A 24,593-nucleotide genomic window follows, 5' to 3' on the forward strand; every position below is an offset into this window, starting at 1 on the left:
GTTACCGGGTAAGACGCTTATTCAGCATTACGGCTGGCGCGTTTACGCTCGTTTTCCGTCAGGAACTTCTTACGGATCCGGATTGATTTTGGCGTCACTTCAACCAGTTCGTCATCATCGATAAACTCCAGTGCGCTTTCCAGCGTCAACTTGATCGGTGGCGTCAGGGTTAAGGCTTCGTCTGTGCCGGCGGCACGGATGTTGGTCAGCTGCTTACCTTTTAAACAGTTAACAGTCAGGTCATTGCTACGGCTATGAATACCGATAATCTGGCCTTCGTATACTTCGTCTGCATGGCTGGTAAATAAACGACCGCGCTCCTGCAGCGTGAACAACGCATAAGCCAGCGCTTTACCGGTCGCGTTAGAAATCAGTACGCCATTGTTACGCTGACCAATGTTACCACCTTTAAAGTCGCCGTAATGGTCAAATGTATGGTACATCAGACCTGTGCCTGAGGTCAGGGTCATAAACTCGGTACGGAAACCAATTAAACCGCGACTTGGCATCACGAAATCCATCCGGATCCGGCCTTTACCATCCGGCTGCATATCAGTCATTTCTGCTTTACGCTCACCCATCTTCTCCATGATCGAGCCCTGGTGCTGCTCTTCCACGTCGATGGTCACTACCTCGAATGGCTCTTGTTTCACGCCATCGATGGTTTTCATAATCACTTCCGGCCGTGATACTGCTAATTCAAAGCCTTCGCGACGCATATTTTCAATTAATACGCCTAAGTGCAATTCACCGCGGCCTGAAACCCGGAATTTATCGCCGTCTTCGGTTTCTTCTACCCGCAGCGCCACGTTATGCTTCAGCTCGTTGTTCAGACGCTCCAGGATCTGGCGCGAAGTTACAAACTTACCTTCTTTACCTGCAAACGGAGAGGTATTAACCTGGAACGTCATGGTTACAGTTGGCTCATCAACCTGTAACGCTGGTAAGGCTTCAACTTTACTGGTGGCACAAATAGTGTCAGAGATTTTCAGCTCGCCTAAACCGGTGAATGCGACGATATCACCCGCAGTCGCTTCCAGTGTTTCATGCCGTTCCAGACCTAAATAACCGAATACCTGACCGACCTTGCCGTTACGTTTGCTGCCATCGGCACCGATGATGGTCACTTGCTGGTTTGGCTTTAAGGTACCACGTTTGATCCGACCAATCCCAATAATGCCTAAGTAACTTGAGTAATCCAGCTGTGATACCTGCACCTGAGTCTCACCTTCCAGTTCAACTTTTGGTGGCTCGACATATTTCACGATGGCTTCGAACAGATCAGTAATATCGTCTTTCTTCACATCGGCTTCTAAAGATGCCCAGCCGTTTAAGCCCGATGCATATACAATCGGGAAATCCAACTGCTCGTCAGAGGCGCCCAGGTTATCGAATAAATCAAACACCTGATCGATAACCCAGTTTACCCGGGCACCAGGCTTGTCGACTTTGTTAATGACAACGATTGGCTTTAAACCATGCGCAAAGGCTTTTTGCGTTACGAAACGGGTTTGTGGCATCGGGCCTTCTACGGCATCAACCAGCAGCAAAACTGAGTCGGCCATCGACAGTACCCGCTCAACCTCACCACCGAAATCGGCGTGGCCCGGCGTGTCCAGAATGTTAATCTGATAGCCATTCCAGCGCACAGACGTATTTTTTGCCAGGATAGTAATACCCCGCTCAGATTCCTGAGCATTGGAGTCCATGATCCGCTCTTGCAGCTTGGCGCGTGAATCCAGGGTACCGGATTGTTGCAACAGCCGGTCAACCATAGTGGTTTTGCCGTGGTCAACGTGGGCGATAATGGCAATATTACGAAGTTTGTCGATGGATGACGCTGTGACGCTCATGAATAACTATCCTCTGTGTGGCACTAGATGACCAGAATGACCACCAGGCGAACGCAAATAAAAACTAAAGGGCGCGTATTCTACTCTGTTTTTGCACTGAAATAAAAAACTCCTGTAAGGATTTTGGTATTTTTTTTCAACAGCCTGATTATCAGCTACACTCAAGGCCTTGCCAGACAGGCACCAAATTAGCGCACAAGCGCACCAACTTGGTGCATGACCAGTGTTTAAGCCTGGGTGCAAAAATACTAAAATCATGTAATACATACACTTAATATATTGGCATGGTATTGGCATTATTGGGGCAAGCAATCAGCGCAATGCTCAAAATGGGTTAGTTGGAGGATTACATGTCTGTAGAAAACGTATTAAAGTTAATCAAAGAAAACGAAGTAAAGTTTGTTGACCTGCGTTTTACCGATACTAAAGGTAAAGAGCAGCATGTAACAGTGCCGGTTAGTCAGGTTTCAGAAGGGATGTTTGAAGACGGCAAAATGTTCGATGGTTCGTCGATCACTGGCTGGAAAGGCATCAACGATTCAGACATGATCCTGTTACCGGACCCAAGCACTGCAGTATTGGATCCGTTTTTCGAAGAAACCACCCTTAACATCACCTGCGACGTTATTGAACCAAGCACCATGCAAGGTTATGACCGCGACCCACGTTCTATTGCCAAGCGTGCTGAAGACTATCTGAAGTCGACCGGTATTGCGGATACCGTGTTGTTCGGGCCAGAGCCTGAATTCTTTATGTTCGACGATATTCGTTTTGAAACCAATATGTCGGGCTCATTCTTCAAAATTAACTCGACTGAAGCTGCCTGGAACTCAGGTACTGCTTATGAAGACGGCAACAAAGGCCACCGTCCGGGCGTGAAAGGCGGTTACTTCCCATTACCGCCGGTCGATTCAGGCCACGATATCCGTAGCGCCATGTGTATGGTGTTAGAAGAAATGGGTCAGACCGTAGAAGCACACCACCATGAAGTGGCGACCGCTGGTCAGAACGAAATTGCCACCCGTTTCAATACGCTGACGAAAAAAGCCGACGAAATTCAACAATTAAAGTACGTGATCCACAACGTGGCACATATGTACGGTAAAACCGTGACCTTTATGCCAAAACCGCTGGTTGGTGATAACGGTTCAGGTATGCACTGCCACCAGTCATTGGCTAAAGACGGGGTAAACCTGTTTGCCGGTGACAAATATGCCGGTTTATCTGAGCTGGCACTGTACTACATCGGCGGTATTATCAAGCATGCCAAGGCGCTGAACGCCTTTACCAACCCGTCGACTAACTCATACAAGCGTCTGGTACCCCACTTTGAAGCGCCGGTGATGCTGGCTTACTCAGCCCGTAACCGTTCAGCGTCAATCCGTATCCCACTGGTACCAAGTGCTAAAGCGCGTCGTATTGAGTGTCGTTTCCCGGATCCGGCAGCTAACCCATACCTGGCCTTTGCCGCTCAGTTGATGGCCGGTATCGATGGTATCCAGAATAAGATCCACCCAGGCGATGCGATGGATAAAGATCTGTACGACTTACCAGCCGAAGAAGCAGCGAATATTCCACAGGTTGCCACCTCACTGGATGAAGCACTGAACGAACTGGACAAAAACCGCACGATCTTTACCAAAGGCGGCGTAATGACCGACGAAATGATCGATGCCTACATCGCTATCAAGCGCGCAGAAGCCCGCAAGGTTTCAATGGCTGTGCACCCACTGGAATTCGAACTGTACTACAGTGTCTAAGCCCGACTAGTGCAAAAGTACTAAAACAGAAAGCTCACTTCGGTGGGCTTTTTTTTGTAGAAAATTTAACATTTTCCAGCTAGAGTTATAAAACTGGGTCAGGATGACAATATGGGAATAAGGCTAGATGCGGATACTGATTTTAATACTGACGTTGCTCACGCTAAGCTGCACCCTTTTGGCGCAGGAGAAACGTATTTATGTCAGCCGCGATGCCAACGGAGTGGTGATTTTCTCTGATAGTCCATCGCCAGGAGCGGAGGAAATTACCCTTACCGTTCGGCCTAATCTGATGGATCCGACTGAAGTCAAATTCCCCGAGCCCAAGCCTGCTGCGCCAGAGCCCTTTAAAGTCCAGGTGTTTCAACCAGAAGATCAGGCGACGTTGCGTGATAATACCGGCTCAGTCTATATTGAAGGTCGGATCAAACCACGTTTTCAGCGCGGCTTAAGGGTGCGGCTGGTATTCGACGGCCTGGCTTATGGCGAACCCCAAAATAGTGCGGTCTTTGTGTTACGTGATATTGACCGTGGCGAACACACCATTCAATTAGAACTCATCGATCAAAACGGCAAGCTAATTGCAATAAGTCCTGTAACAACGTTTTACTTACACCGTGCCAGTGTAATTTCACCAAATTAGTGCAAAGTCAGTGTAATCTGACACCGCTCGGGCTAAACTACCGGTCGAAAGCACCAATTTGGTGCAAGAGGATAGCTTATGCCCGAGGATCTGTTTGCCAGTGCGCTTGCCGACCAGCTGACCACCGCTGTGCTGGTGCTCGACCAGCAATTACATATCCGTTATTTCAATACCGCCAGCTGTGCTGTCTTGGGTTTGGGTGAGAAACGGCTCAGTAATCAACATTTTCCAACCGTATTTCAGCATCTGGATTTAAAAGCCTCACACCTGCAGAATGCACTGTTGCACCGGCAGTCATTTAGCGTAAGCGACGTGCAGGCGGTCACACCGGATGGGCGCCATTTACTGCTCGATATCGCCGTCACCCTGCTCGACCAGCAACCACTGCAATTATTACTGGAACTGAGGCAGGTTGATCAGCAACGTAAAATTAGTATGGAGAGCTTACAGCAGCATCAACATCTGGCAGCACGGGAGCTGGTGCGCAATCTGGCGCACGAAATCAAAAATCCACTTGGTGGTTTGCGCGGCGCCGCACAATTGTTGGAAGAGTCATTAAGCGAAGAACAAAAAGAATATACGCAATTAATTATTGCTCAGGCTGACCGTTTACGTAATTTGGTCGACCGTCTGCTCGGGCCTTACCGACCACCACAGCTGTTATTGAGCAACCTGCATCAGATGGTCGAGCAGGTGCTGCAACTGGCCCGCATTGATAACCCGGCACCGATCCATTTTCATCGTGACTACGATCCCAGTATTCCGGATTTCTACTTTGATCCGGAATTGTTGCAACAGGCCATTTTGAATATTGTGCGCAATGCCCAACAAGCCCTGGCCCAGGGCGGCGATATTACGTTGCAGACCCGGATTCTGTCGCAACATACCCTACATGGCAAAAGGTATAAATTGGTAGCCTGTATCAAGGTAATTGATAACGGCCCCGGCATTCCGGCCGAGATCCGAGACACCTTGTTTTACCCAATGGTCAGTGGTAAAGCCGGCGGGACCGGCCTGGGGTTATCTATTGCACAAACGCTTATCCATCAACTGCGTGGCTGGATTGATTGTGAAAGCTGGCCAGGCTACACCGCTTTCACGCTTTATCTGCCAATTTCAGACCATGAGGACCCACTATGAACCAGGATGTCTGGATAATTGATGATGATAATTCGATCCGTTGGGTGCTGGAAAAGGCCCTTAGTCGCAATGACATTCATTGTGAAAGCTTTGCCTCCGCCGATTTAATGTTACAACGACTCGATTACGAGCAGCCGGCGGTAGTCGTATCCGATATCAGGATGCCGGGTACCGATGGCATGGAGTTACTGGGTAAATTACAACAGCTCAGCCCGGAATTACCGGTCATCATTATGACCGCGCACTCCGACCTGGACAGCGCAGTCAATGCCTTTAAACGCGGCGCTTTTGAGTATCTGCCTAAGCCCTTTGACGTTAATGATGCGGTAGCACTGATCAGCAGAGCGCTGGAACATCACAAAAACCGCCGGGCGAAACAGCAACCGACGCCACCGCTGCTGAGCACCGAAATCATCGGTGAGGCACCAGCGATGCAAGAGGTATTCAGAGCAGTTGGCCGCTTGGCCCGCTCTAGTATTAGTGTGCTGATTAATGGTCAGTCCGGTACCGGTAAAGAATTGGTGGCGCGGGCACTGCACAAACATAGCCCAAGACATGAGCAGCCCTTTATCGCGCTAAATATGGCGGCCATTCCAAAAGATCTGATTGAGTCCGAGTTGTTTGGTCATGAAAAAGGCGCCTTTACCGGTGCCAATAATGCCCGCAAAGGCCGCTTTGAGCAGGCAGATGGTGGCACCCTGTTTCTCGACGAAATCGGAGATATGCCACTGGATGTGCAAACCCGTTTACTACGGGTGCTGGCCGACGGTCAGTTTTACCGGGTAGGTGGTCATCAGCCGGTTGGCGTGGATGTCAGGATCATTGCCGCCACGCATCAAAATCTGGAATCATTAGCACGGGAAGGTAAATTCCGGGAAGACTTATTTCATCGCCTGAATGTCATTCGGATTCATTTGCCGGCGTTAAAAGATCGGCGCGAGGATATCGGCAAGTTGGCGCGACACTTTCTACAGCAAGCTGCCACTGAGCTTAACGTTGAAGCGAAGACACTAAGTAAAGAAGCAGAACAAGTACTGTGCAATCTGGAGTGGCCAGGTAATGTCCGGCAGTTAGAAAATACCTGTCGCTGGCTAACCGTGATGGCCAGTGGCAAGCATATAGTGGTATCGGACTTACCGCCAGAATTGCTGCAGCAGCCCAAGCCGCAGCCGGTTAACGGTAGCGGTTTAACCGCAGATAACTGGCAAGCCTTACTGGCGAGCTGGGTCAGTGAGCGCCTGGCAGCCGGGCAGGATAATATCCTGGCCGAAGCAGCACCCGCTTTTGAAAAAGTGGTGCTGGAACAGGCGCTACGTTATACCCATGGCCATAAACAAGAAGCGGCCCGCAAACTGGGTTGGGGCCGCAATACCCTGACACGGAAACTGAAAGAGCTCGGCGTCGATTAGTTATTATCGGCGCTTTGTTTATGCCAACGTCCTGGCTTGCCGGCTTTGTCATGCCGCTTGCTGTGGCGTTGTTGCTGCAATTGCTGCAATTGTTCACGTTGTTCACTGGTTAACAACTGCCGGATCTCATGCTGCAGCTTTAAACCGGCCAGTTGCCTTTGTTCACGCTGTGCCGCGCGTTGCGCCAGTAAGTCGCGCGCAGCTTGCTCGTCGAACTGCGGAGCGTCCAGCAGCGCTTGCATCGCCTCACGTTGTGCTGTTGGCTTAGCCGCTCGATGCGCTTGCATCAACTCGCGGATCTGTTGGCGTTGCTGGTCAGTTAAGTCCAGTTGCTGCCAGAGCTGACCATGCTGCCAGGCGCCGGTCATGTTCTGCCGCCACTCGCCTTTGTCGCCGGCCAGCGCCGGATTCAGGCTACTGATTAATAATAAACCGCTAGTGATACTGACTAAAATCGTTTTAACCTTCATTTTGTGCACTCCACTTTGTTGACGCTTTCAGTTTAGCCCGCCAAGTGCAAAGCAACGCAAACCTCAGGTAAAGGTTCTGTAAAGGACCTGACAGTATGCTGACAACCACGTAAACTGAGCTAAAGCAGGAGGTTAGCTATGCCCAAAATCTTGATGATTGATGATGACACCGAACTGACCCAACTGGTGGCGGAATACCTGGCATTGGACGGTTTCGAGTTTGAGGCGGTGCATGATGGGGAGCAAGGGCTGGCCCGGGCCAATGACAGCAATTGCGATTTGATTCTGCTGGATGTGATGCTGCCAAAACGTGATGGCTTGTCGGTATTAAAGGCGCTACGTCAGGGCCCCTACTGTCCGGTATTAATGTTAACGGCCCGCGGTGACGATATCGATCGGATTCTGGGACTGGAACTCGGGGCAGACGATTATCTGGCAAAACCCTTTAATCCGCGCGAACTGGTAGCACGGATCAAAGCCATCTTGCGCCGTATCGAACTGTTACAGCAAGAACAACACGATCTCTCACCGCTACTGGAGCTGAATGAGGTCCGTCTGAATGCACAAAACCGCCAGGTCAGTTGTGCCGGTCATCCGATCAGCCTTACCGCCACCGAATTTCAATTACTCGAGCAGCTGATGCGTCGGGCCGGAGAGGTGGTCAGTAAAGATGATTTAAGCCGTGCTGTATTAGGACGGCGCTTACAACAGTATGATCGCAGTTTGGATATGCATATCAGTAATATCCGGAAAAAGCTGGCGCAGCATAGCCAGAGTGAAAAAATCCAAACCTTACGTGGCAGTGGCTATCTGTTTTTAATGGAGGGATCCTGATGCAGTTCGGCTGGCTCAACCCGGTTAATTCACTGGCTGGACGCATCTTTATCTGGTTTTGGTTAGTGTTAATGCTGACGGTCGCCCTCACCTTGTTGCTATCCAGGCAATTAATTGAAGATACCGATATCCGCCGTCTACCCCCCGGTATTACTGCGCAATTGCAGCAGCAGATTTTGCAATGGCAACAGTTACCGGACACGCCGTCACTATTACAACTCCTGTCGCAGCAGGCCGAGCAGCGCTGGGTGATAGTCCGGAGCCGCGACAATCAGTTACTGACGCCGCAGTTACTGCCACGCAACTTCAACCTGAACTGGTTAACGGAACTTAACCAACTCAACCGGCCACGGTTGTTACGGCATAATAATATTCATCTCGCCGGCCCCTTTATGCTGCAACTGGCTGACGAGCAACTGGCGTTGTATCAATTACGCCAGCGCCCATCGCAGCCCTGGTGGCGGTTAAGTAGTTTGTCAGAGCCCATTTTAGTCTTGCTGCTATTACTGATTTCCGCCGCGGCCAGCTTTGTCCTGGCCATTTCAATCTCGCGACCTTTGCGCGAACTATTGCAGCAAAACCTGCGCTTTGCGCATGGTCAGTTAGATAGCCGGGTTGAACAGTTAGCCAAGCGTCAGGATGAGCTGGGGCAGCTTGGCCGCAGTTTTAATACCATGGCCGAGCGGATCAGTGCGCTATTGCATAATCAACAGCGGTTGATGCGCGATATTTCACATGAATTACGATCGCCACTGGCCAGGGCGCAACTGGCTTTGGGTTTAAGCGAGCGCCAGCAGGATTTACAACAATTACCACGACTGAAAAGCGAGTTGGAACGGTTGGAGGCGATGCTGGATGAACTGCTGACCTATAGCAAACTCGACGCCGGTCAGTATCAATTACAGTACCACCCGGTTGATCTGGTGGCATTGACCGAACAGGTGCTGGATATTAATCAGTTGGAAGCCGATGCGAAGCAACAGCACTTCCGGTTCCAGGCACCGGCTCAGGTGTGGCTGTTGGCCGACAGCCACCTGTTGGGACGGGCAATTGAGAATATCGTGCGCAATGCTTTGAAATATGCCCCAACTAACTCGCATATTGACTGCACCATTACAGTGCAGGCGCAACAACTCCTGCTGACAGTGCGCGATTATGGACCAGGTATTCCGCAGGCGCAGCTAAGTGATATCTTTCAGCCTTTTTATCGGGTCAGTGATAGCCGCAACAACCAAACCGGCGGTACAGGCCTTGGCCTGGCGATAGTCGCGCAAATTATTCGCCAGCATCACGGCCAGGTCAGTGCCAGCCTGCCGGCTGGTGGCGGCCTGCAAATCAATGTTACACTGCCGCTGCCACCGCCAAACCAGACGCTTGACCCAGATGACTAACCGCTGCTTTCCTGAACTCCGACAACTTGCCAACGAGACGACACTGAGTGATCACTGGCAACAAACCTTGCTCCCCTTCTGGCAGCAGCTGCAGCACGGCCATTTTACCGGTGTCAACGGTATCCCCATCCATTACAGTTACCAGCTGACACCAGGTGCCACTGCGGCCTGGGTGATTAGCAGTGGCCGCATCGAAACCGCCGTCAAATACAGTGAACTGATGTACGAGCTGGTAAGTGCGGGCTACAGTGTCTTTATTCTGGATCATCGCGGTCAGGGGCGCTCTGGCCGCTTATTGCCCGATCCACAACCAGGTTATGTTGAATCATTTCAATGTTATCAGCAGGATTTAGCACAGTTTCTACGCCAGATAGTGCAACCGAACGGTCACCAGCAGCATCTGTTATTAGCTCACTCAATGGGTTGTGCTATTGCCGCCGCTTTACTGACTGGTGCCATGTGGCAGGAATGGCATAGCTTTTTCAGTGCTGCCGTGTTTTGCTCTCCGATGTTTGGTATTCACAGTGGGCCGGTCCCGACCCGCGTAGCTGAAGGTCTGGCATTAGCCTATTGCCGTCGCTTAAGGGCCAACCCACTGGCGCAGGCGGGCTATTTTCCGGGCCAGCAAGCTTATAGTGATAAAGTCTTTGCCGGTAATGATCTGACCTCCAGCCCGGCCCGCTATCAGGCACTGCGTGACTGCTATTTACGTGAACCGCAACTGCAATTGGGTGGTGTCAGTTGCCAGTGGTTGGTGCAGGCCATTCTGGCTATGCGTCAGCTAAGGCGGGATGTGGTGAACTGTCAAACGCCGGTGCTGCTAATACAAGGCAGCGCCGACAAAGTGGTTGCCAATACTGCGCAGCGGCAATGGTTTAATGCCCTGCCAGCAGCTTTACCGAAGACGCTGTGCAGTATTAACGCTGGCCGGCACGAGTTGTTGATGGAGCAGGATGCCATGCGCCAACAGGTGTTTGCTGCCATTAATCAGTTTCTGCAGCAACTGGCTTAGCGCCAGCTATATGGTGCTCTAGACACCACCGGCGAATTGTAGTTGTCGCCAGGCTTCATAACTGACAATAGCCACACTGTTCGACAGATTTAAACTTCTGGCACCGGCTTGCATCGGAATACGAATTTTCTGCTCTGCCGGCAAACTATCGCGTACGCTATCCGGTAAGCCGCTGGTTTCTGAACCAAACAACAGCACATCATCGCTCTGGTAACTCACCTGATGATAAAAGCGACTTCCTTTGGTGGTAATAGCATAAATCCGTCTACCGGCCATCGCCTGTAAGAAATGGGCGTAATCCGGATAACGGCTGACATTCGCCAGATCATGGTAGTCCAATCCCGCGCGCCGTAATTTCTTTTCTTCAAAATCAAAGCCCATCGGTTCGATAATATGTAAGCGGCAACCATTATTCGCCGCCAGCCGAATAATATTACCGGTATTAGGGGCAATTTGTGGCTGAAAAAGCGCAATATGTAACATGCTAAAGCTCCTTTGCCGTCATCAGCGCTACGCAGTCATGACAACACAAAATATTTTTCTGTCAGGTACTTGTGCCTGTTAGCTCAAACCAACTATATTCAATAGTGGTCATTAATTAACCAAGGACGATAACAGCATGCTGCAGCTCAGCTCCGGCCTGATCATTTTGCTGATGACACTGGCAACCCCTGCCTATGCCGAGCAAACCTTTCTCGAAGGCGGTCTGTTACTGACTACAGCCGTGCTTTGTTTAATGGGTTTAGCACTGTTACTCACCCTGAGCAGCCTGAGCCGTCGCAGCAAAAGGCTGTTACGCCAGCAGCGCAGTTTTCAGCAGCTACTGGCAGAAACACCCGGCATTATAGCCGTGCTCGACAAGAACCTGTTACTGCGAAATGCCAGTACCTCGTTAAAAAGTCTGCTGCAGGTGCAGGATCATAGTACCCTGGCCTCAGCGCTGCCGTTGTATGCGGATGCCGAGGGCAGTGTTAGTCTGGATAGCACCCTGAAAAGCCAGCTACGTCAGCACGGTGTCTGGCACGGCGAAGTCTGGCTGAAAACAGAACGTTATGCTGAAGCCTATAAAATCAGTATTCACGCGCTGGCAACCGAAAGTGTAAAAGGCCCTTTCTATTTGCTCTACGGACAAAATATTACCCAGTTACGGCAACAAAACGAACGTCAGCAGCAGCTGCAGGTACGGGATGACCTGACGCTACTACCCAACCCCTTTATCTTTGAAGAGCAACTACGTCAGGCATTACTCAGCTGTGACGCACACTACCCCTCAGTGGCAGTGATGTTTCTACGGTTGCATGATAGCAGTTTGGCGCAACACCCCGAACAACTGACAGATGCTCGCTTGAGTGAGGCCGCCGAGCGACTACAAGCACTGATACCCAGTAAATTTCTGCTGGCACGGCAAGCTGGCGCAAACTTTAGTATCCTGATCCCACCTCATTTATGCCTTTACAATAATAATATTATTCTCAACCAGTTAGCCCATAAAGTGATCGGTGGTTTTAATCAACAAGATGCGCAGGGGCTGCGTTCTCCGCTACGGATCTATATTGGCATCAGCATTAGCCCAAATGATGGTGAGGATGTCAGCAGTCTACTCAGCAGTGCTGAAAAAGCTGCCGGTCGCGCCGCACAGCAAGCCGAAAGTGCGCTCTGCTTTGCCGATAGCGCCAGCCAGCAACAGGCGCCAGATTTATTAGCGCTGGAGGCTGAGCTGTATCGTAGTGCGGCACAAGGTGAGTTTGAACTGTACTACCAGCCTAAATTCAGTATCAGCAGCAACCGCATTGTTGGTTTTGAAGCCTTATTACGTTGGCCCAGCCCACGCCGGGGCATGTTGCCGCCGCCGACTTTTTTGCCGGTGGTTGAAGAAACCGGCCTGATTATCAGCCTGGATCGCCTGGTGTTCCGTAAAGCCTGTCAGCAAGTCAGCTACTGGCAGCAGACCGGCCTGATGCGCGGCAGGCTGGCACTGAATATTTCAGCTCAACAGTTTGCGCAAAAAGATTTTCTGCGCTTTATGCAGGACACCTTAGCCGAATTTGAATTAACGGCCAGCCTGTTTGAGTTAGAGCTGTCAGAAGCGATCTTCGGACACCCGACAATTTGGCTGCGCGAACGCATGAATAGCCTGGAACGGCTTGGTTTTCGGCTGATTCTGGATAATTTCGGCGAGGGCGTCTCCTCATTGACGCAACTACGGCAATTTCCGTTTAACGGCGTAAAGCTGGCGCCATCACTGGTGCGTTATGTCGAACAGCAAGAACAACAGCGCAATATCTGCGCCACCTTAATCCGGTTAGCCGGATATCTGGAGCTGGATGTGACCGCAACCAATATCGAAACTGAGATGCAGGCTTACTTGCTGCATGTGATGGGCTGTGATTGTCAGCAGGGCCATAGATTCAGCCGGGCGATCCCGGCTGAAGACATAGGTCAGTTATTGCTGAAAGAGAACCAACTGTTGAATAACCAGCGCCAGATAGCTAACTGATTTCATCCTTGCGTTCGCGGCCCAGCAGATCCTGGGCTGCCAATTTGACGTTTTTACCCTGATACAACACCTGATAAATCTGCTCGGTAATCGGCATCTCGACCCCGACCCGCTGTGCCAGATTAAAGACTTCTTTGGCATTGCGATAGCCTTCGACCACCTGGCCGATGCTTTGCATCGCTTCCTCAACCCCTTTACCCTGACCAAGTAATAAGCCAAAGCGCCGGTTACGTGACTGGTTATCAGTACACGTCAGCACCAGATCGCCCAGCCCCGCCATCCCCATAAAGGTATCTTTCTGGGCACCCATAGCACAGCCTAAACGACACATTTCGGCCAGGCCACGGGTAATCAGCGCAGTACGGGCATTGGCACCAAAACCAATACCATCTGCCATACCGGCACCGATGGCGATCACGTTTTTCACGGCACCACCCAGCTGTACGCCAATAAAGTCACTATTGGTGTAGACCCGGAATGTCTTGGCACAGTGCAATAAATCAGACAGTTGCCGGATAAACTCTGGATCAGCCGAAGATAACGATATGGCTGTTGGTAAACCCGCGGCCATCTCCTTAGCAAAGGTTGGCCCGGACAATACGGCCAGCGAGATCTGCTCGCCGAGAATTTCCCGTGCGACCTCTTGTAACAGACGGCCAGTTTCTGGTTCCAGCCCCTTGGTTGCCCAGGCAACCCGGGCATCCGGCGCTAACAGCGGCTTGATTTGCTTTAACGTATCGGCAAAAGCATGACTCGGTACCACTACCAGAATGTCGCGACTTTGCTGAATAGCGGAGGCTAAGTCGGCCGTCAGGCTTAAACTCGGAGGTAACGGGATATCCGGCAGATATTTCTGATTTAGCCGTTGTTGCTGCATCAGGGCGATTTCTGCGGTATTGCGCCCCCATAAGGTAATAGGATTACCATTGCGGGCTAAACAAATTGCCAGAGCAGTGCCATAAGACCCTGCTCCTAAGACCGTCATCGCTGAGGTGCGGCTCATCAGGCGTTCAGCTGTTGGCTTTCAGACTGACGCTGCTGCAGATACTGGGCAAATAAGGCGTCAAAGTTGACCGGCGCCAGGTTTAACTGTGGGAAGGTGCCACGGTTAACCAGGTTCGATACGGCTTCGCGGGCGTATGGGAACAGAATGTTCGGGCAGAATGCTGCCAGCATATGTGCCATCTGCGCCTCTTCCAGCTGGCTGATAGAGAAGATACCGGCTTGTTGTACTTCACACAGGAAAGCGGTTTCTTCACCCACAGTGGTGGTCACGGTCAAAGACAGAATCACCTGATAAGTGCTGTCATCCAGCTTTTCGCTGCGGGTATCCAGATCTAATTTGACTTCTGGCTTCCACTCTTTGCGGAAAATCGCCGGTGCATTCGGTGCTTCAAAAGAAATGTCTTTTACGAAAATACGCTGAATTGCAAATTGTACGCCCTGTGCAGCCTGCTCTGCTGCTACGCCGTTGGCTTGTTGTTCTGCCATGATAGATCCTGTTTTAAGTTATGCTTGTAATAATGAATCAAGTTTACCCTGGGCATCCAGCGCAAACATATCGTCACAGCCACCAATGTGCTGCTCACCAATAAAGATCTGCGGCACCGTAGTGCGGCCGTTAGCGCGGTTAATCATTTCATCCCGGCGCTCGGGTTGCAAATCAATGCGGATTTCCTGATAAGACACCTGCTTCTCGCGCAGCAAACCCACCGCCCTTACACAGTAAGGACAATAGGCTTTAGTGTAAATAGTGACTTCAGCCATGCTTACCTCTTCGCTTTTACTACCGGCAAACTGGCGCCGGTCCAGGCATTCATGCCACCTTGCAGAATGGATACCTGGCTATAACCTTGTTTCGCCAGTGCGGCTGCCGCTTTTTGCGCGGTAACCCCAACCTGACACACTACTATAATGGGCGTATCTTTTTGCTTTTCAAGCCCGGTTAGTGGCTGTTTATCAATTTGGTCCAGTTTTACGTTACGGGCGTCGGTAATATGCCCTTTGCGATAATCCTCTTCCCCGCGGATATCCAACACCACAGCGTTTTCGCGATTCACTTTCAGCGTTAATTCAGTCGGGCTGATCGCTTTGATTGGCGACAGCTTGGACTTCAGCCAACTGCCAATAATCAGCATCACTAACACCAGCCAAATGATCGCTAACAGCAGATGATTTCCGGCAAATTCGAGTAATTGGTCCATAGCGCAACTTTTCTTCTGATTGAGATTAAAAACAGCGCTGAGTATACCGATTTTATGGCAAATCGACAGCTAAAAAACACCGCAAGCCACAACGCGAGGCCACTGATGGCGAATGATCGCTGGTGCAAAAACAAAAAAACGGTAAGATAAGCAGCATTATTCCGCTATTTCCGCAAAATCGATTGACCTGTTAAGGGAGACTGTATGTCCACACCGAAGAAACCCCTGGTTTTACTGATCCTGGATGGCTGGGGCTACCGTGAGGAAAGAGAGCATAATGCCATTGCGCAGGCAGCCACGCCGGTAATGGATGCCTTATGGCAACAGTATCCGCATACGCTGATTTCCGGTTCGGGTCTGGACGTTGGTCTGCCTGATGGACAGATGGGTAACTCAGAAGTCGGCCATGTGAATCTGGGTTCCGGTCGCATTGTCTATCAGGACTTTACCCGCATTACCAAAGCCATTGCCGATGGTGACTTTTATCACAACCCGGTGCTGGTTGAAGCTGTTGATAAGGCCGTCAGCCAGGGTAAAGCCGTACATCTGATGGGGCTACTGTCGCCCGGCGGCGTACATAGCCATGAAGAACATTTATTAGCGATGGTAAAACTGGCCGAACAACGCGGCGCAACTCAAGTTTATCTGCATGCCTTTCTGGATGGCCGTGACACGCCACCACGCAGCGCTGCTGCCTCGATTAAGGTGTTTGAGCAACATTTTGCCAGCTCAGGTAAAGGCCAGATTGCGTCGGTTATCGGCCGCTACTATGCCATGGATCGGGATAAGCGCTGGGATCGGGTCGAACAGGCTTATAATCTGATTACCCAGGGTAAAGCAGCCTACCGCTTTGACAGTGCCAGCGCAGCGCTTGAGGCGGCTTATGCCCGAGATGAAAATGATGAGTTTGTCAAAGCCTCAGCAATTCTCGATCCGCAGGGCCAGGCAATAGCACTACAGGATGGCGATGCGCTGATTTTTATGAATTTCCGGGCCGACCGGGCGCGGCAATTTACCCGCGCCTTTGTCGATGCTGATTTTCAGGGTTTTGCCCGTCAGGCACGACCGCAGCTCAGTAGCTTTGTGATGCTGACCGAGTATGCCGCAGATATTAAGGCGCCCTGCGCCTATCCACCAGAGAGCCTTAATAATGTGCTCGGCGAATGGCTGGCCAAACATCAAAAAACCCAGCTACGGATCTCAGAAACCGAAAAATATGCCCACGTCACCTTTTTCTTCAGTGGTGGCCGCGAGGAGCTGTTTCAGGGTGAAGAGCGGATTCTGGTGCCATCACCACAGGTTGCAACCTATGATCTGCAGCCAGAAATGAGCTCAGAAGAACTCACCGATCAACTGGTCGCGGCTATTCAAAGCGGCAAGTTTGATGTGATTATCTGTAACTATCCAAACGGCGACATGGTCGGCCATACCGGTGTAATGTCTGCCGCCATTAAAGCAGTGGAAGCGGTTGATCGCAGTATTGGTCGCGTTGTTGCAGCCTTACAACAGGTAGGTGGCGAATGCCTGATTACCGCAGACCATGGCAATGCTGAACAGATGCAGGATGCCGTCTCTGGTCAGGCCCATACGGCCCATACCAGTGATCCTGTGCCTTTAATCTATGTTGGCCGGCCCGCAACCGCAGTTGCCGGCGGCGTGCTGAGTGATATTGCCCCTACGATGTTGTCGCTGCTGGACCTGCCCGTTCCGGCTGAAATGACCGGCAAAGTATTGATGCAGTTGGCTTAATGCAGATGCGGCTAAGTTGTCTGGGAATCAATAGTATGCTACTGGCAGTATTGATGCTGCCTGTAGCAGTCGCCCAGCAAGCGCCAAAGGCTGAACAGGAATTGCAACAACTGCAAAAGCAGATTAAGCAAACTGAACAGCAGGTACGGCAGCAACGGCGCCAACTACAACAAGCTGAACAAAAATTACAAACTGCAGATAAAGCGCTGGCCGAAGCGGCGAAAAAACTCCGCGATACAGCAAGCCGTAAACAACGGCTGGAGCAAGAAAGTGCCCGCCTCAGCCAACAACAGCAACAACTGCAACAGCAACTGACTGAGCAACAACAGTTGTTAGCGGCGCAGCTGAAAAGTGCCTACAGTTTGGGCCAGCATGATTACTCCAGACTGATCCTGAACCAACAGGAAACCGGCAAGCTGGAGCGCATTCTTACTTATTATCAATACTTTAACCAAGCCAGGCTGCGGCAGTTAGCCGAGATTAATCATACCGTTACCCAGCTGGAGCAGGTGAAACAGCAGCTAAACAACCAACAACAACAGCTGCAAACTGAACTGACCGCGTTGCAACAACAGCAGCAGCAATTAACGGCGGCTCGCAGTAGCCAGCAGGAATCGGTTAGCAACCTGCAAGCACTACTAAAACAGCAAGGCAGCCAGTTAGCCTATTTACGTCAGAACGAAACCAGCCTACAAAATACCATTAATGAGCTGCGTCGCCTGGCAGAGCGCAATAAAGATCTGTCCGGTCTGACCGCAGGTCGCGGCCAATATCCGTGGCCATTACGCGGCCGGGTGCTGCAGCGCTTTGGTCAAAACCGCCAGGGCGGGCTGGCGTCTCGCGGCATTCTGATCCAGGGCGTCAGCGGCGCTAATGTGCAGAGCATCGCCAACGGCCGGGTGATTTATGCCGACTGGTTAAAAGGCTATGGTTGGGTCATCGTCGTCGATCATGGTAAAGGTTTTATGAGCCTGTACGGCCATAATCAAAGCTTGCTAAAACAGCCAGGGGACAATGTCGAAGCCGGGGAAGCGATTGCGCAAGTCGGCGCCAGCGGTGGTCAAGCCGATCCGGGCCTGTATTTCGAAATCCGTGAAAAAGGCGATGCAGTCAACCCATTAAACTGGCTCGGTAAACAATAAAAAACTTGCACCAGACTCGCGCTGTCCTATAACCTGAATGGGTGAGGTAAAACTGAGGTTTTACAGCGTGCTGCGTCTGGCAAGCTGCAAAACCGGCTTTGAAAAGGAATTGCTGTGCCGTTGTTTCGTGCTCTGTGCTTAAGTCTGTTCTGCGTAAGCAGCCTGGCTTTCGCTAATCCCCGCATTGCCATCATTATCGATGATATTGGTTATCAGCGAGCAGACTTAAAGATGGTCGAGTTGCCGCACGCCCTGACTTATGCTGTTTTACCGCACACGCCTTATGGCCGTCAGGCGGCAAGACAAGCTTCACGCTCACAAAAAGACGTGATGCTGCATATGCCAATGGAAGCCAGTCAACAAAATGCGTTAGGCCCGGGTGCCCTAACGCAACATATGAGTCGCCAGCAAATTCGTCATAGCCTGCAACACGCGCTCGACGATATTCCGTACGCTATTGGCATCAATAATCATATGGGCAGTTTGTTTACCGCTCTGGACAAGCCGATGGCCTGGACCATGGAATATCTGCAACAGCGGCAGCTGTTTTTTGTTGATAGTCTGACCACGCCACAAAGCACCGCCAAAAAGTATGCCGGCCAGTATGGCGTGACGCTGTTGGCGCGCCATGTGTTTTTGGATAATGAATTAACAGAAGCCGCGTTGGAGCGCCAGTTTAAACAGCTACTGCAGATCGCGCGCCGTCACCAGGTGGCCATTGCCATTGGCCACCCGTATCCGGAAACTTACCGCTTTCTAAAGCGACGCCTACCGCAGTTAGAGGCAGAAGGGATTGAACTGGTTGGTATTTCGGCCTTATTACCGGAGAGCCATGCCGTCATTGCCGCCGGCTTTACCGCTCCCGCCATTGCCGCACCGCAAGAATAGACAATAAAGCATTAGGGCGTGTTGACGTTTTCTGCTTAGATTTTGTTCGCACTGGCGGCGCTTTGATCGCGAAACGAGGAGCGCAGTTTAGTTATTCTAAATAAGTGACGAGTGACAAAGAGCAAAGCGCCGCCAGCGCGAACCCTTCGGGCAGCGTTTGGCTGGCGTTTCTACTGCGTTATCGCTTGTTCATGTAGAATAACTACACATCACAAGCTCTGCCTTGTATAAACACCAGCCAAACGGCTGCAAAAACAAGCAGCAAACGTCAACACGCCCTAGAGGTTCTTAATAGCAAAACGGCGCCAAAAGGCGCCGTGTTCGAAGCTATGATGGCTTAGTGTTGTAACGCTTGCTGCAGTTTCTTCATAGCATTTTTTTCCAACTGCCGCACCCGCTCTGCTGAAACCTGATAACGATCCGCCAGCTCTTGTAAGGTCAGCTTGTGATTATCCAACCAACGGGCACGCACAATGTCCTGGCTGCGATCATCCAGGGTGCGGATAGCAGCCTGTAACCGGTCTACTGCTGCAGTATCCCACTGATCATCCGCGACCTGCGCCGCCAAATCTGAACTTTTATCTTCCAGGTAATATACCGGTGCGGTATACGCCTGCTCGTCATCTTCATCCGGCGCATCGAACGGCATATCATAGTTGCTCATTCGCGATTCCATTTCGCGTACTTCGTGTTCAGCCACGCCCAGCGATTCCGCAACCTGCTGTACTTCCTGCTGATTAAACCAGCCTAAATGTTTTTTGGCTTTACGCAGATTAAAAAACAGTTTGCGCTGCGCCTTAGTGGTGGCAATTTTTACAATGCGCCAGTTTTTCAGCACATACTCATGAATTTCTGCTTTAATCCAATGTACCGCAAAGGACACCAGACGCACACCGACAGTGGGGTCGAAGCGCTTGACGGCTTTCATCAGGCCGATATTGCCTTCCTGGATCAGATCACTGATTGGCAGGCCGTAACCCGCATAGCTACGGGCGATATGCACCACAAAGCGTAAATGCGACATAATCAACTGGCGGGCCGCTTCTAAATCACCATCCTGCTGCAGGCGTTCTGCCAGACTGCGCTCTTCATCAGCGCTAAGCATCGGAATGGTACTGACGGCATGGGTGTAAGCCTCCAGACTACCGCTGGCTGCTACCGTAAGTGGCATATAAGCTGATTTCGTCATGGTTTTGCTTATCCTGTATTGAGCTAAGTGAGATGATATTAGCACTCTTTGACTGAGAGTGCTAATACTAGTTTCATCTCTTTTTAGATCTGCTTCTTATAAAGAAAGGATTTTTAATAACACGGTTGTTAGGGCTAGCGTTAAGCCGCTAGGATGGCTCAATGGCACGTAAATGGCGGCGTACAGATAAATAGGAACCAATGACCCCCAGCAGCACCGCTAACAGAATTAAACCGCCAAACTCCTGCAAACTCATCGCCTGCAGCCGGAAGTCGCTCTGATAAAGATCACTGATACCGGCTATCGCGCCCCTTAGCCACCACAGCAGAACTTCGGTTACCAGAAAAGCCAATAAGCCACCAAAGACCCCGAACCAGAAACCGGTATATAGAAAAGGCCGCTGAATAAAGGCATCAGTGGCACCCACCAGTTTCATAACTTCAATCTCCTCCCGTTTGCTGATAATCGACAGCCGGATAGTATTGCTGACAATCAACAGCACGGCACTGAGTAACAACAAACCAATCGCTACCACCGCTTGTTGTAACAGCAGTACCACGGCATCAAGGCGTTGCAACCATTCCAGATCCAACTTGGCAAACTCAACAATCCGTTCTTTCTCTAGCTGTTGCTGCAACGCCCGCGCAGCAGCCGGCTCAGTATGCAGCGGCAACACCACCAACACATCCGGCAACGGATTTTCGGTCAGATAGTTCAGCGCGGCGCCAAAACCAGAAGCCTGCTGAAATTCCTGCATCGCGGCATCTTTAGAGATATGCCGTACCGCCGCGATTTGCGGATCACCCTCGAGGATAGTTTTCAGTCCCTGCACTTGTTGGCTGGTAGCACTGTCCCGGATAAACAGGCTGATCTCAGCAGCTTTAGCAAAACCACCGCTAACCTGCTGCACATTTTTTACCAGTAAATGCAGGGTGGTTGGCAGGGTTAAGCTCAGGCCCAGTACCGCCATGGTCATTAAAGACGAACCCGGGGTTCGCCATAACTCACCGAGACTAAACAGCGCCTGGCGCAAATGATTAACGAAAAACATGACAAAGCGGCGGATAAAATTGATTTTATTGGCTTTGGCGCCGCTGGCGCGACCACTGAACAGAATACTCATAGTGGCTCCTGCACCGGCATCAGGCCATCATTAATCATCCGCCCTTGCTTTAACGTTAGTGTCCGGTAACGCATTCGCGCGATCAGCCCCAGATCGTGAGTTGCCACCAGCACCGAGACGCCAACCTGATTAAAGGCTTCAAACACCCGCATAATGTCGCGCGACAATTCCGGATCCAGGTTCCCGGTTGGCTCATCTGCTAACAGTAACGGCGGTTTATTTACTACGGCCCGGGCGATCCCAACCCGCTGCTGCTCACCACCAGACAGCGTTTGCGGTAAACAACGCTGCTTATCTAACAAGCCGACCTTGTCCAGCGCTGCATGCACCCGTTTCACCATTTCTTTGCCAGTAAAGCCTTCAATCACTAAAGGCAGCGCCACATTATCAAACACTGTATGATTCATCAGTAAGCGGTGATTTTGATAAATAATACCGACATCGCGCCGCACATAGGGCACCTGACTGCGTTTCAATCGGCTCAGATCGATATTATTAATCATCACCCGCCCTGTGCTGGGCCGTTCAATCATACTAATCAGCTTTAAAATGGTACTTTTGCCGGCACCGGAGTGACCGGTTAAAAACACCATCTCACCTTTGGCAATACGAAAATTAATCCGCTCCAGTGCGACAAAACCACCCGGATAGCTTTTACTAACATGATCAAACTGCAGCATAGCGGTTATTCCTTGTTAAACAGCGCCCGGATAAAGTCTTGCGCCTGAAACTGCCGCAAATCATCAATGGCCTCGCCGACACCGATAAAGCGGATCGGCACCTGAAACTGATCAGCGATGGCAAAAATCACCCCACCTTTGGCGGTACCATCCAGCTTAGTTAAACTGATACCGGTCAGCGGCACGGCTTCGTTAAATAATTTGGCCTGACTCAGCGCATTCTGACCCGTGCCGGCGTCCAGCGTCAGCATCACTTCATGTGGGGCTGTGGCATCAATTTTTTGTAACACCCGCACAATCTTTTTCAGCTCTTCCATTAAATGCGCTTTATTCTGTAACCGACCGGCAGTATCAGCAATCAGCACATCCACTTTGCGGGCTTTCGCCGCCTGATAGGCATCAAAGATAACAGAGGCACTGTCAGCACCGGTATGTTGGGCGATTACCGGGATTTGATTACGATCGCCCCAAACCTGTAATTGCTCTACGGCAGCGGCGCGGAACGTATCCCCGGCGGCTAGCATCACCGATTTACCCTGTTGTTTAAATTGCTGCGCCATCTTGCCGATCGTAGTCGTTTTACCGACACCGTTCACCCCAACCATCAGGATCACAAAAGGACCATCCTGGGCGACAGGTAGCAACGGCTGCTCCACGTGCTGTAACAGCTCTGCCATATCCTGCTGCAATTTTTCGTATAGCAGACCGGCATCTTTCAGCGCTTTCCGATCGGCATGGCTGGTCAGCTGTTTAATCAGTTTCTGTGTGGTATCCATACCCACGTCCGCCAGCAGTAACTGCGTTTCCAGCTCTTCATACAGCTCATCATCAATTTTCTTACCGACAAATAATGACGCCAGACCGGCACCCAGATTCTGGCTGGTTTTTGCCAAACCTTGCTTCAGGCGGGCAAAAAAACCGGGCTTTTTCGGATTATCCGGTGCAGCAGCTGGCGTTAGTGTCGGCACTGTATTCACTGCAGGTACCTCAACCACTAACTTACCAGCCTGACTTTCAGCGGTGGCTGTGGGCTCGTTAGGCGACACCAGGCTTGATTCTGCTGGTGCCTGTGGCGCAGCAACGTTCTGCTTGGCCTCTGCCACTACCGGCGGCGCGACCATTACCGTAGCGGCAACCTGTTCTGGCGTCGCGATGGCTGCGGCCTCTGCTGTTTGCTCTGATGCTTGCTCTGGTGCTTGCTCTGGTGCTTGCTCTGGAGTCGGCTCCGGCTGTGTTGGTTTTTTGCCAAACCCGAGCCAGGAGAAGAGTTTGTTTTGTTTTGTCATATGCTGTTAGGTCAGAGAGTGAAAACTAGGATAAAATTGGACTTATACTAACACCTTTATCTGTCAGGCAAAAACGAATCAATGAAACAATCGAATAGCCGCGCCGCCAGCGGCGGGCAAAGTGGATTTGTCAGAATTATCAGCGGCAAATGGCGCGGAAAAAAGCTACCGGTAGCGGATGCACTGGGGCTGCGCCCCACCACGGATCGGGTGAAAGAAACGCTGTTTAACTGGCTGATGCACGACACTGCGCAAAGTACAGTCTTGGATTGTTTCGCCGGCAGCGGCAGCCTGGGTTTAGAGGCGCTGTCACGCTATGCTGACTATGTCACGCTAGTAGAAAAAGCACCGGCCCTAGCCCGGCAATTACAACGGCATTTAGACAGCCTGAGCGCCAGCAATGCCGAGGTGGTCAACGCGGATTGTCTGCAGTGGCTGCAACGCCCGGCTTTGCGACAGTACAATCTGGTCCTGATCGATCCCCCCTTTCGGCAAGGTCTGGCCTTACCTTGCTGTCAGGCATTGGAGCAGCATGGCTGGTTAAGCGACAGCGCTTTGATTTATCTGGAAACGGAGAAAGAGCTGGCACTTAATGCGATGCCGGCAAATTGGCAATTATTAAAAGAGAAAATCGCCGGGCAATTGGCGTACCGGCTGTGGTTAAGAGCAGGGGCAACGGCTTAGCCGCTGCCCGCTGAGAACTCAGGATTCTGCCGGAGTCAGCTCCATACCAAGGTTGGTTAGCCCTAACTCCTTCACCCAGGCTTTCAGTTGTTGCATTTGTTCGCGGCCGATGCGCTGCATCGGTTGCACCAGCGCAATCAGCTCGGCCAGACACTCCATTTCGTATTGCATCAAGGGATCATCACGCACCAGCTTTTTCAACTCGGCTTCGGTGGTGATCTCAGCATCAGTCGCCTGATATTCCACTAAGCGCGCGACGGTAGCCTGAGAAATCTTTGCCACATTAATAAACTCAGCACCGTCTTGCTGACTGATCCCATTTAGCATCATATCCAGTGCTGTGGCACAGTCGACGGCCGGATACACACCAAACATATCGTAATGATTAACTTCAGGTGTCGCTAACTCCAGCTCTTCGGCCAGGCGTTCAAAGTTAATTTTGGCTTTGGGTACCGTCAACCACTCCCAGCACAAATCGAGAATCTTCCGCACCAGCTGTGGATCACCAAACTGACTGACTTCGGAAAACAACTGATAATTCGGTAACATCCGCTCCAGTAGCGTCGCAGCAATGGCACCTTGCTGCGCTAAGGTTAAATCCCGCATTTGCTGAAAATTATTGGCTTTTTGTTTCATAGA

Annotated in this window: 24 protein-coding genes; 12 read left to right on the forward strand and 12 right to left on the reverse strand. The window is 51.1% G+C overall.

Annotated features, from left to right (window positions below; genetic code table 11):
* Positions 1–17: 17 nt before the first annotated feature.
* Positions 18–1,853: a translational GTPase TypA gene (gene typA / locus AGRI_RS08425; RefSeq protein ID WP_008984528.1), complete on the reverse strand. Its 1,836-nt coding sequence runs from the start codon at positions 1,851–1,853 to the stop codon at positions 18–20.
* Positions 1,854–2,203: 350 nt separating this feature from the next.
* On the opposite strand from typA, the gene glnA reads away from it, so the two are divergent.
* From glnA to glnG, 4 genes are all read left to right on the forward strand, one after another.
* Complete coding sequence (gene glnA / locus AGRI_RS08430) at positions 2,204–3,613, forward strand: glutamate--ammonia ligase (protein WP_008984529.1); 1,410 nt, start codon at positions 2,204–2,206, stop codon at positions 3,611–3,613.
* Positions 3,614–3,740: 127 nt separating this feature from the next.
* Positions 3,741–4,256: a DUF4124 domain-containing protein gene (locus AGRI_RS08435; RefSeq protein ID WP_008984530.1), complete on the forward strand. Its 516-nt coding sequence runs from the start codon at positions 3,741–3,743 to the stop codon at positions 4,254–4,256.
* A gap of 78 nt (positions 4,257–4,334) precedes the next feature.
* A complete protein-coding gene (gene glnL / locus AGRI_RS08440) occupies positions 4,335–5,396 on the forward strand; it encodes a nitrogen regulation protein NR(II) (protein ID WP_008984531.1) in 1,062 nt (353 codons plus the stop codon).
* Positions 5,393–6,805, forward strand: coding sequence for a nitrogen regulation protein NR(I) (gene glnG / locus AGRI_RS08445; protein WP_008984532.1), 1,413 nt, complete (start codon positions 5,393–5,395; stop codon positions 6,803–6,805). Before glnL ends, glnG begins: the two co-directional genes overlap by 4 nt.
* Here glnG and AGRI_RS08450 read toward each other — a convergent pair.
* Positions 6,802–7,275 carry a Spy/CpxP family protein refolding chaperone gene (locus tag AGRI_RS08450; protein WP_008984533.1) on the reverse strand — a complete coding sequence of 158 codons (474 nt, stop codon included), beginning with the start codon at positions 7,273–7,275 and terminating at the stop codon, positions 6,802–6,804. The two genes, glnG and AGRI_RS08450, sit on opposite strands and share 4 nt — an antisense overlap.
* A gap of 138 nt (positions 7,276–7,413) precedes the next feature.
* Between AGRI_RS08450 and AGRI_RS08455 the strand changes: the two genes are divergently transcribed.
* Genes AGRI_RS08455 through AGRI_RS08465 form a run of 3 tightly spaced genes read left to right on the forward strand, consistent with a single transcriptional unit; the run spans position 7,414 to position 10,512 of the window.
* Positions 7,414–8,109: a response regulator gene (locus tag AGRI_RS08455; protein ID WP_008984534.1), complete on the forward strand. Its 696-nt coding sequence runs from the start codon at positions 7,414–7,416 to the stop codon at positions 8,107–8,109.
* Positions 8,109–9,500 carry an ATP-binding protein gene (locus AGRI_RS08460; RefSeq protein ID WP_008984535.1) on the forward strand — a complete coding sequence of 464 codons (1,392 nt, stop codon included), beginning with the start codon at positions 8,109–8,111 and terminating at the stop codon, positions 9,498–9,500. Before AGRI_RS08455 ends, AGRI_RS08460 begins: the two co-directional genes overlap by 1 nt.
* Complete coding sequence (locus AGRI_RS08465; RefSeq protein WP_008984536.1) at positions 9,493–10,512, forward strand: alpha/beta fold hydrolase; 1,020 nt, start codon at positions 9,493–9,495, stop codon at positions 10,510–10,512. The genes AGRI_RS08460 and AGRI_RS08465 overlap by 8 nt, the downstream gene beginning before the upstream one ends.
* 18 nt (positions 10,513–10,530) lie before the next feature.
* On the opposite strand, the gene AGRI_RS08470 is transcribed toward AGRI_RS08465, so the two are convergent.
* Positions 10,531–10,995, reverse strand: coding sequence for a tRNA (cytidine(34)-2'-O)-methyltransferase (locus tag AGRI_RS08470; protein WP_008984537.1), 465 nt, complete (start codon positions 10,993–10,995; stop codon positions 10,531–10,533).
* Between the two features lie 136 nt (positions 10,996–11,131).
* Here AGRI_RS08470 and AGRI_RS08475 point away from each other — a divergent pair, with 136 nt between their 5' ends.
* Positions 11,132–13,009 (forward strand): putative bifunctional diguanylate cyclase/phosphodiesterase, encoded by a 1,878-nt coding sequence (locus tag AGRI_RS08475; RefSeq protein WP_008984538.1) that lies wholly within the window; start codon positions 11,132–11,134, stop codon positions 13,007–13,009.
* On the opposite strand, the gene gpsA is transcribed toward AGRI_RS08475, so the two are convergent.
* The 4 genes from gpsA to AGRI_RS08495 are packed head-to-tail and all read right to left on the reverse strand — an operon-like array spanning position 13,002 to position 15,213.
* Positions 13,002–14,012 (reverse strand): NAD(P)H-dependent glycerol-3-phosphate dehydrogenase, encoded by a 1,011-nt coding sequence (gene gpsA / locus AGRI_RS08480; RefSeq protein WP_008984539.1) that lies wholly within the window; start codon positions 14,010–14,012, stop codon positions 13,002–13,004. The two genes, AGRI_RS08475 and gpsA, sit on opposite strands and share 8 nt — an antisense overlap.
* Complete coding sequence (secB, locus tag AGRI_RS08485) at positions 14,012–14,500, reverse strand: protein-export chaperone SecB (protein WP_008984540.1); 489 nt, start codon at positions 14,498–14,500, stop codon at positions 14,012–14,014. The genes gpsA and secB overlap by 1 nt, the downstream gene beginning before the upstream one ends.
* Positions 14,501–14,518: 18 nt before the next feature.
* Positions 14,519–14,776, reverse strand: coding sequence for a glutaredoxin 3 (grxC, locus tag AGRI_RS08490; RefSeq protein ID WP_008984541.1), 258 nt, complete (start codon positions 14,774–14,776; stop codon positions 14,519–14,521).
* Between the two features lie 2 nt (positions 14,777–14,778).
* On the reverse strand, positions 14,779–15,213 hold the full coding sequence (locus tag AGRI_RS08495) for a rhodanese-like domain-containing protein (RefSeq protein ID WP_008984542.1): 435 nt from the start codon (positions 15,211–15,213) through the stop codon (positions 14,779–14,781).
* Between the two features lie 204 nt (positions 15,214–15,417).
* Between AGRI_RS08495 and gpmM the strand changes: the two genes are divergently transcribed.
* From gpmM to AGRI_RS08510, 3 genes are all read left to right on the forward strand, one after another.
* Positions 15,418–16,962, forward strand: coding sequence for a 2,3-bisphosphoglycerate-independent phosphoglycerate mutase (gpmM, locus tag AGRI_RS08500; RefSeq protein WP_008984543.1), 1,545 nt, complete (start codon positions 15,418–15,420; stop codon positions 16,960–16,962).
* Positions 16,962–18,104 (forward strand): murein hydrolase activator EnvC family protein, encoded by a 1,143-nt coding sequence (locus AGRI_RS08505; RefSeq protein ID WP_008984544.1) that lies wholly within the window; start codon positions 16,962–16,964, stop codon positions 18,102–18,104. Before gpmM ends, AGRI_RS08505 begins: the two co-directional genes overlap by 1 nt.
* A 114-nt stretch (positions 18,105–18,218) precedes the next feature.
* Complete coding sequence (locus tag AGRI_RS08510; protein ID WP_008984545.1) at positions 18,219–18,992, forward strand: divergent polysaccharide deacetylase family protein; 774 nt, start codon at positions 18,219–18,221, stop codon at positions 18,990–18,992.
* A gap of 337 nt (positions 18,993–19,329) precedes the next feature.
* Here AGRI_RS08510 and rpoH read toward each other — a convergent pair whose 3' ends face one another.
* From rpoH to ftsY, 4 genes are all read right to left on the reverse strand, one after another.
* Positions 19,330–20,181 (reverse strand): RNA polymerase sigma factor RpoH, encoded by an 852-nt coding sequence (gene rpoH / locus AGRI_RS08515; protein WP_008984546.1) that lies wholly within the window; start codon positions 20,179–20,181, stop codon positions 19,330–19,332.
* A 148-nt stretch (positions 20,182–20,329) separates the two neighbouring features.
* Positions 20,330–21,304, reverse strand: coding sequence for a permease-like cell division protein FtsX (gene ftsX, locus AGRI_RS08520; protein WP_008984547.1), 975 nt, complete (start codon positions 21,302–21,304; stop codon positions 20,330–20,332).
* Positions 21,301–21,984, reverse strand: coding sequence for a cell division ATP-binding protein FtsE (ftsE, locus tag AGRI_RS08525; RefSeq protein WP_008984548.1), 684 nt, complete (start codon positions 21,982–21,984; stop codon positions 21,301–21,303). Before ftsE ends, ftsX begins: the two co-directional genes overlap by 4 nt.
* Positions 21,985–21,989: 5 nt before the next feature.
* Positions 21,990–23,270, reverse strand: coding sequence for a signal recognition particle-docking protein FtsY (gene ftsY, locus AGRI_RS08530; protein ID WP_008984549.1), 1,281 nt, complete (start codon positions 23,268–23,270; stop codon positions 21,990–21,992).
* A gap of 81 nt (positions 23,271–23,351) precedes the next feature.
* On the opposite strand from ftsY, the gene rsmD reads away from it, so the two are divergent.
* Complete coding sequence (gene rsmD, locus AGRI_RS08535; protein ID WP_008984550.1) at positions 23,352–23,954, forward strand: 16S rRNA (guanine(966)-N(2))-methyltransferase RsmD; 603 nt, start codon at positions 23,352–23,354, stop codon at positions 23,952–23,954.
* Positions 23,955–23,972: 18 nt separating this feature from the next.
* Here rsmD and AGRI_RS08540 read toward each other — a convergent pair whose 3' ends face one another.
* Positions 23,973–24,590 carry a YjaG family protein gene (locus AGRI_RS08540; protein WP_008984551.1) on the reverse strand — a complete coding sequence of 206 codons (618 nt, stop codon included), beginning with the start codon at positions 24,588–24,590 and terminating at the stop codon, positions 23,973–23,975.
* Between the last annotated feature and the right edge of the window lie 3 nt (positions 24,591–24,593).

The organism is Alishewanella agri BL06 (assembly GCF_000272005.1).
GTDB lineage: Bacteria > Pseudomonadota > Gammaproteobacteria > Enterobacterales > Alteromonadaceae > Alishewanella > Alishewanella agri.

Bases quoted from the DNA above. Each gene is read 5' to 3' on its own strand.
- typA (WP_008984528.1), bottom strand. From the start codon at position 1,853: ATGAGCGTCACAGCGTCATCCATCGACAAACTTCGTAATATTGCCATT.
- glnA (WP_008984529.1), top strand. From the start codon at position 2,204: ATGTCTGTAGAAAACGTATTAAAGTTAATCAAAGAAAACGAAGTAAAG.
- AGRI_RS08435 (WP_008984530.1), top strand. From the start codon at position 3,741: ATGCGGATACTGATTTTAATACTGACGTTGCTCACGCTAAGCTGCACC.
- glnL (WP_008984531.1), top strand. From the start codon at position 4,335: ATGCCCGAGGATCTGTTTGCCAGTGCGCTTGCCGACCAGCTGACCACC.
- glnG (WP_008984532.1), top strand. From the start codon at position 5,393: ATGAACCAGGATGTCTGGATAATTGATGATGATAATTCGATCCGTTGG.
- AGRI_RS08450 (WP_008984533.1), bottom strand. From the start codon at position 7,275: ATGAAGGTTAAAACGATTTTAGTCAGTATCACTAGCGGTTTATTATTA.
- AGRI_RS08455 (WP_008984534.1), top strand. From the start codon at position 7,414: ATGCCCAAAATCTTGATGATTGATGATGACACCGAACTGACCCAACTG.
- AGRI_RS08460 (WP_008984535.1), top strand. From the start codon at position 8,109: ATGCAGTTCGGCTGGCTCAACCCGGTTAATTCACTGGCTGGACGCATC.
- AGRI_RS08465 (WP_008984536.1), top strand. From the start codon at position 9,493: ATGACTAACCGCTGCTTTCCTGAACTCCGACAACTTGCCAACGAGACG.
- AGRI_RS08470 (WP_008984537.1), bottom strand. From the start codon at position 10,995: ATGTTACATATTGCGCTTTTTCAGCCACAAATTGCCCCTAATACCGGT.
- AGRI_RS08475 (WP_008984538.1), top strand. From the start codon at position 11,132: ATGCTGCAGCTCAGCTCCGGCCTGATCATTTTGCTGATGACACTGGCA.
- gpsA (WP_008984539.1), bottom strand. From the start codon at position 14,012: ATGAGCCGCACCTCAGCGATGACGGTCTTAGGAGCAGGGTCTTATGGC.
- secB (WP_008984540.1), bottom strand. From the start codon at position 14,500: ATGGCAGAACAACAAGCCAACGGCGTAGCAGCAGAGCAGGCTGCACAG.
- grxC (WP_008984541.1), bottom strand. From the start codon at position 14,776: ATGGCTGAAGTCACTATTTACACTAAAGCCTATTGTCCTTACTGTGTA.
- AGRI_RS08495 (WP_008984542.1), bottom strand. From the start codon at position 15,213: ATGGACCAATTACTCGAATTTGCCGGAAATCATCTGCTGTTAGCGATC.
- gpmM (WP_008984543.1), top strand. From the start codon at position 15,418: ATGTCCACACCGAAGAAACCCCTGGTTTTACTGATCCTGGATGGCTGG.
- AGRI_RS08505 (WP_008984544.1), top strand. From the start codon at position 16,962: ATGCAGATGCGGCTAAGTTGTCTGGGAATCAATAGTATGCTACTGGCA.
- rpoH (WP_008984546.1), bottom strand. From the start codon at position 20,181: ATGACGAAATCAGCTTATATGCCACTTACGGTAGCAGCCAGCGGTAGT.
- ftsX (WP_008984547.1), bottom strand. From the start codon at position 21,304: ATGAGTATTCTGTTCAGTGGTCGCGCCAGCGGCGCCAAAGCCAATAAA.
- ftsE (WP_008984548.1), bottom strand. From the start codon at position 21,984: ATGCTGCAGTTTGATCATGTTAGTAAAAGCTATCCGGGTGGTTTTGTC.
- ftsY (WP_008984549.1), bottom strand. From the start codon at position 23,270: ATGACAAAACAAAACAAACTCTTCTCCTGGCTCGGGTTTGGCAAAAAA.
- rsmD (WP_008984550.1), top strand. From the start codon at position 23,352: ATGAAACAATCGAATAGCCGCGCCGCCAGCGGCGGGCAAAGTGGATTT.
- AGRI_RS08540 (WP_008984551.1), bottom strand. From the start codon at position 24,590: ATGAAACAAAAAGCCAATAATTTTCAGCAAATGCGGGATTTAACCTTA.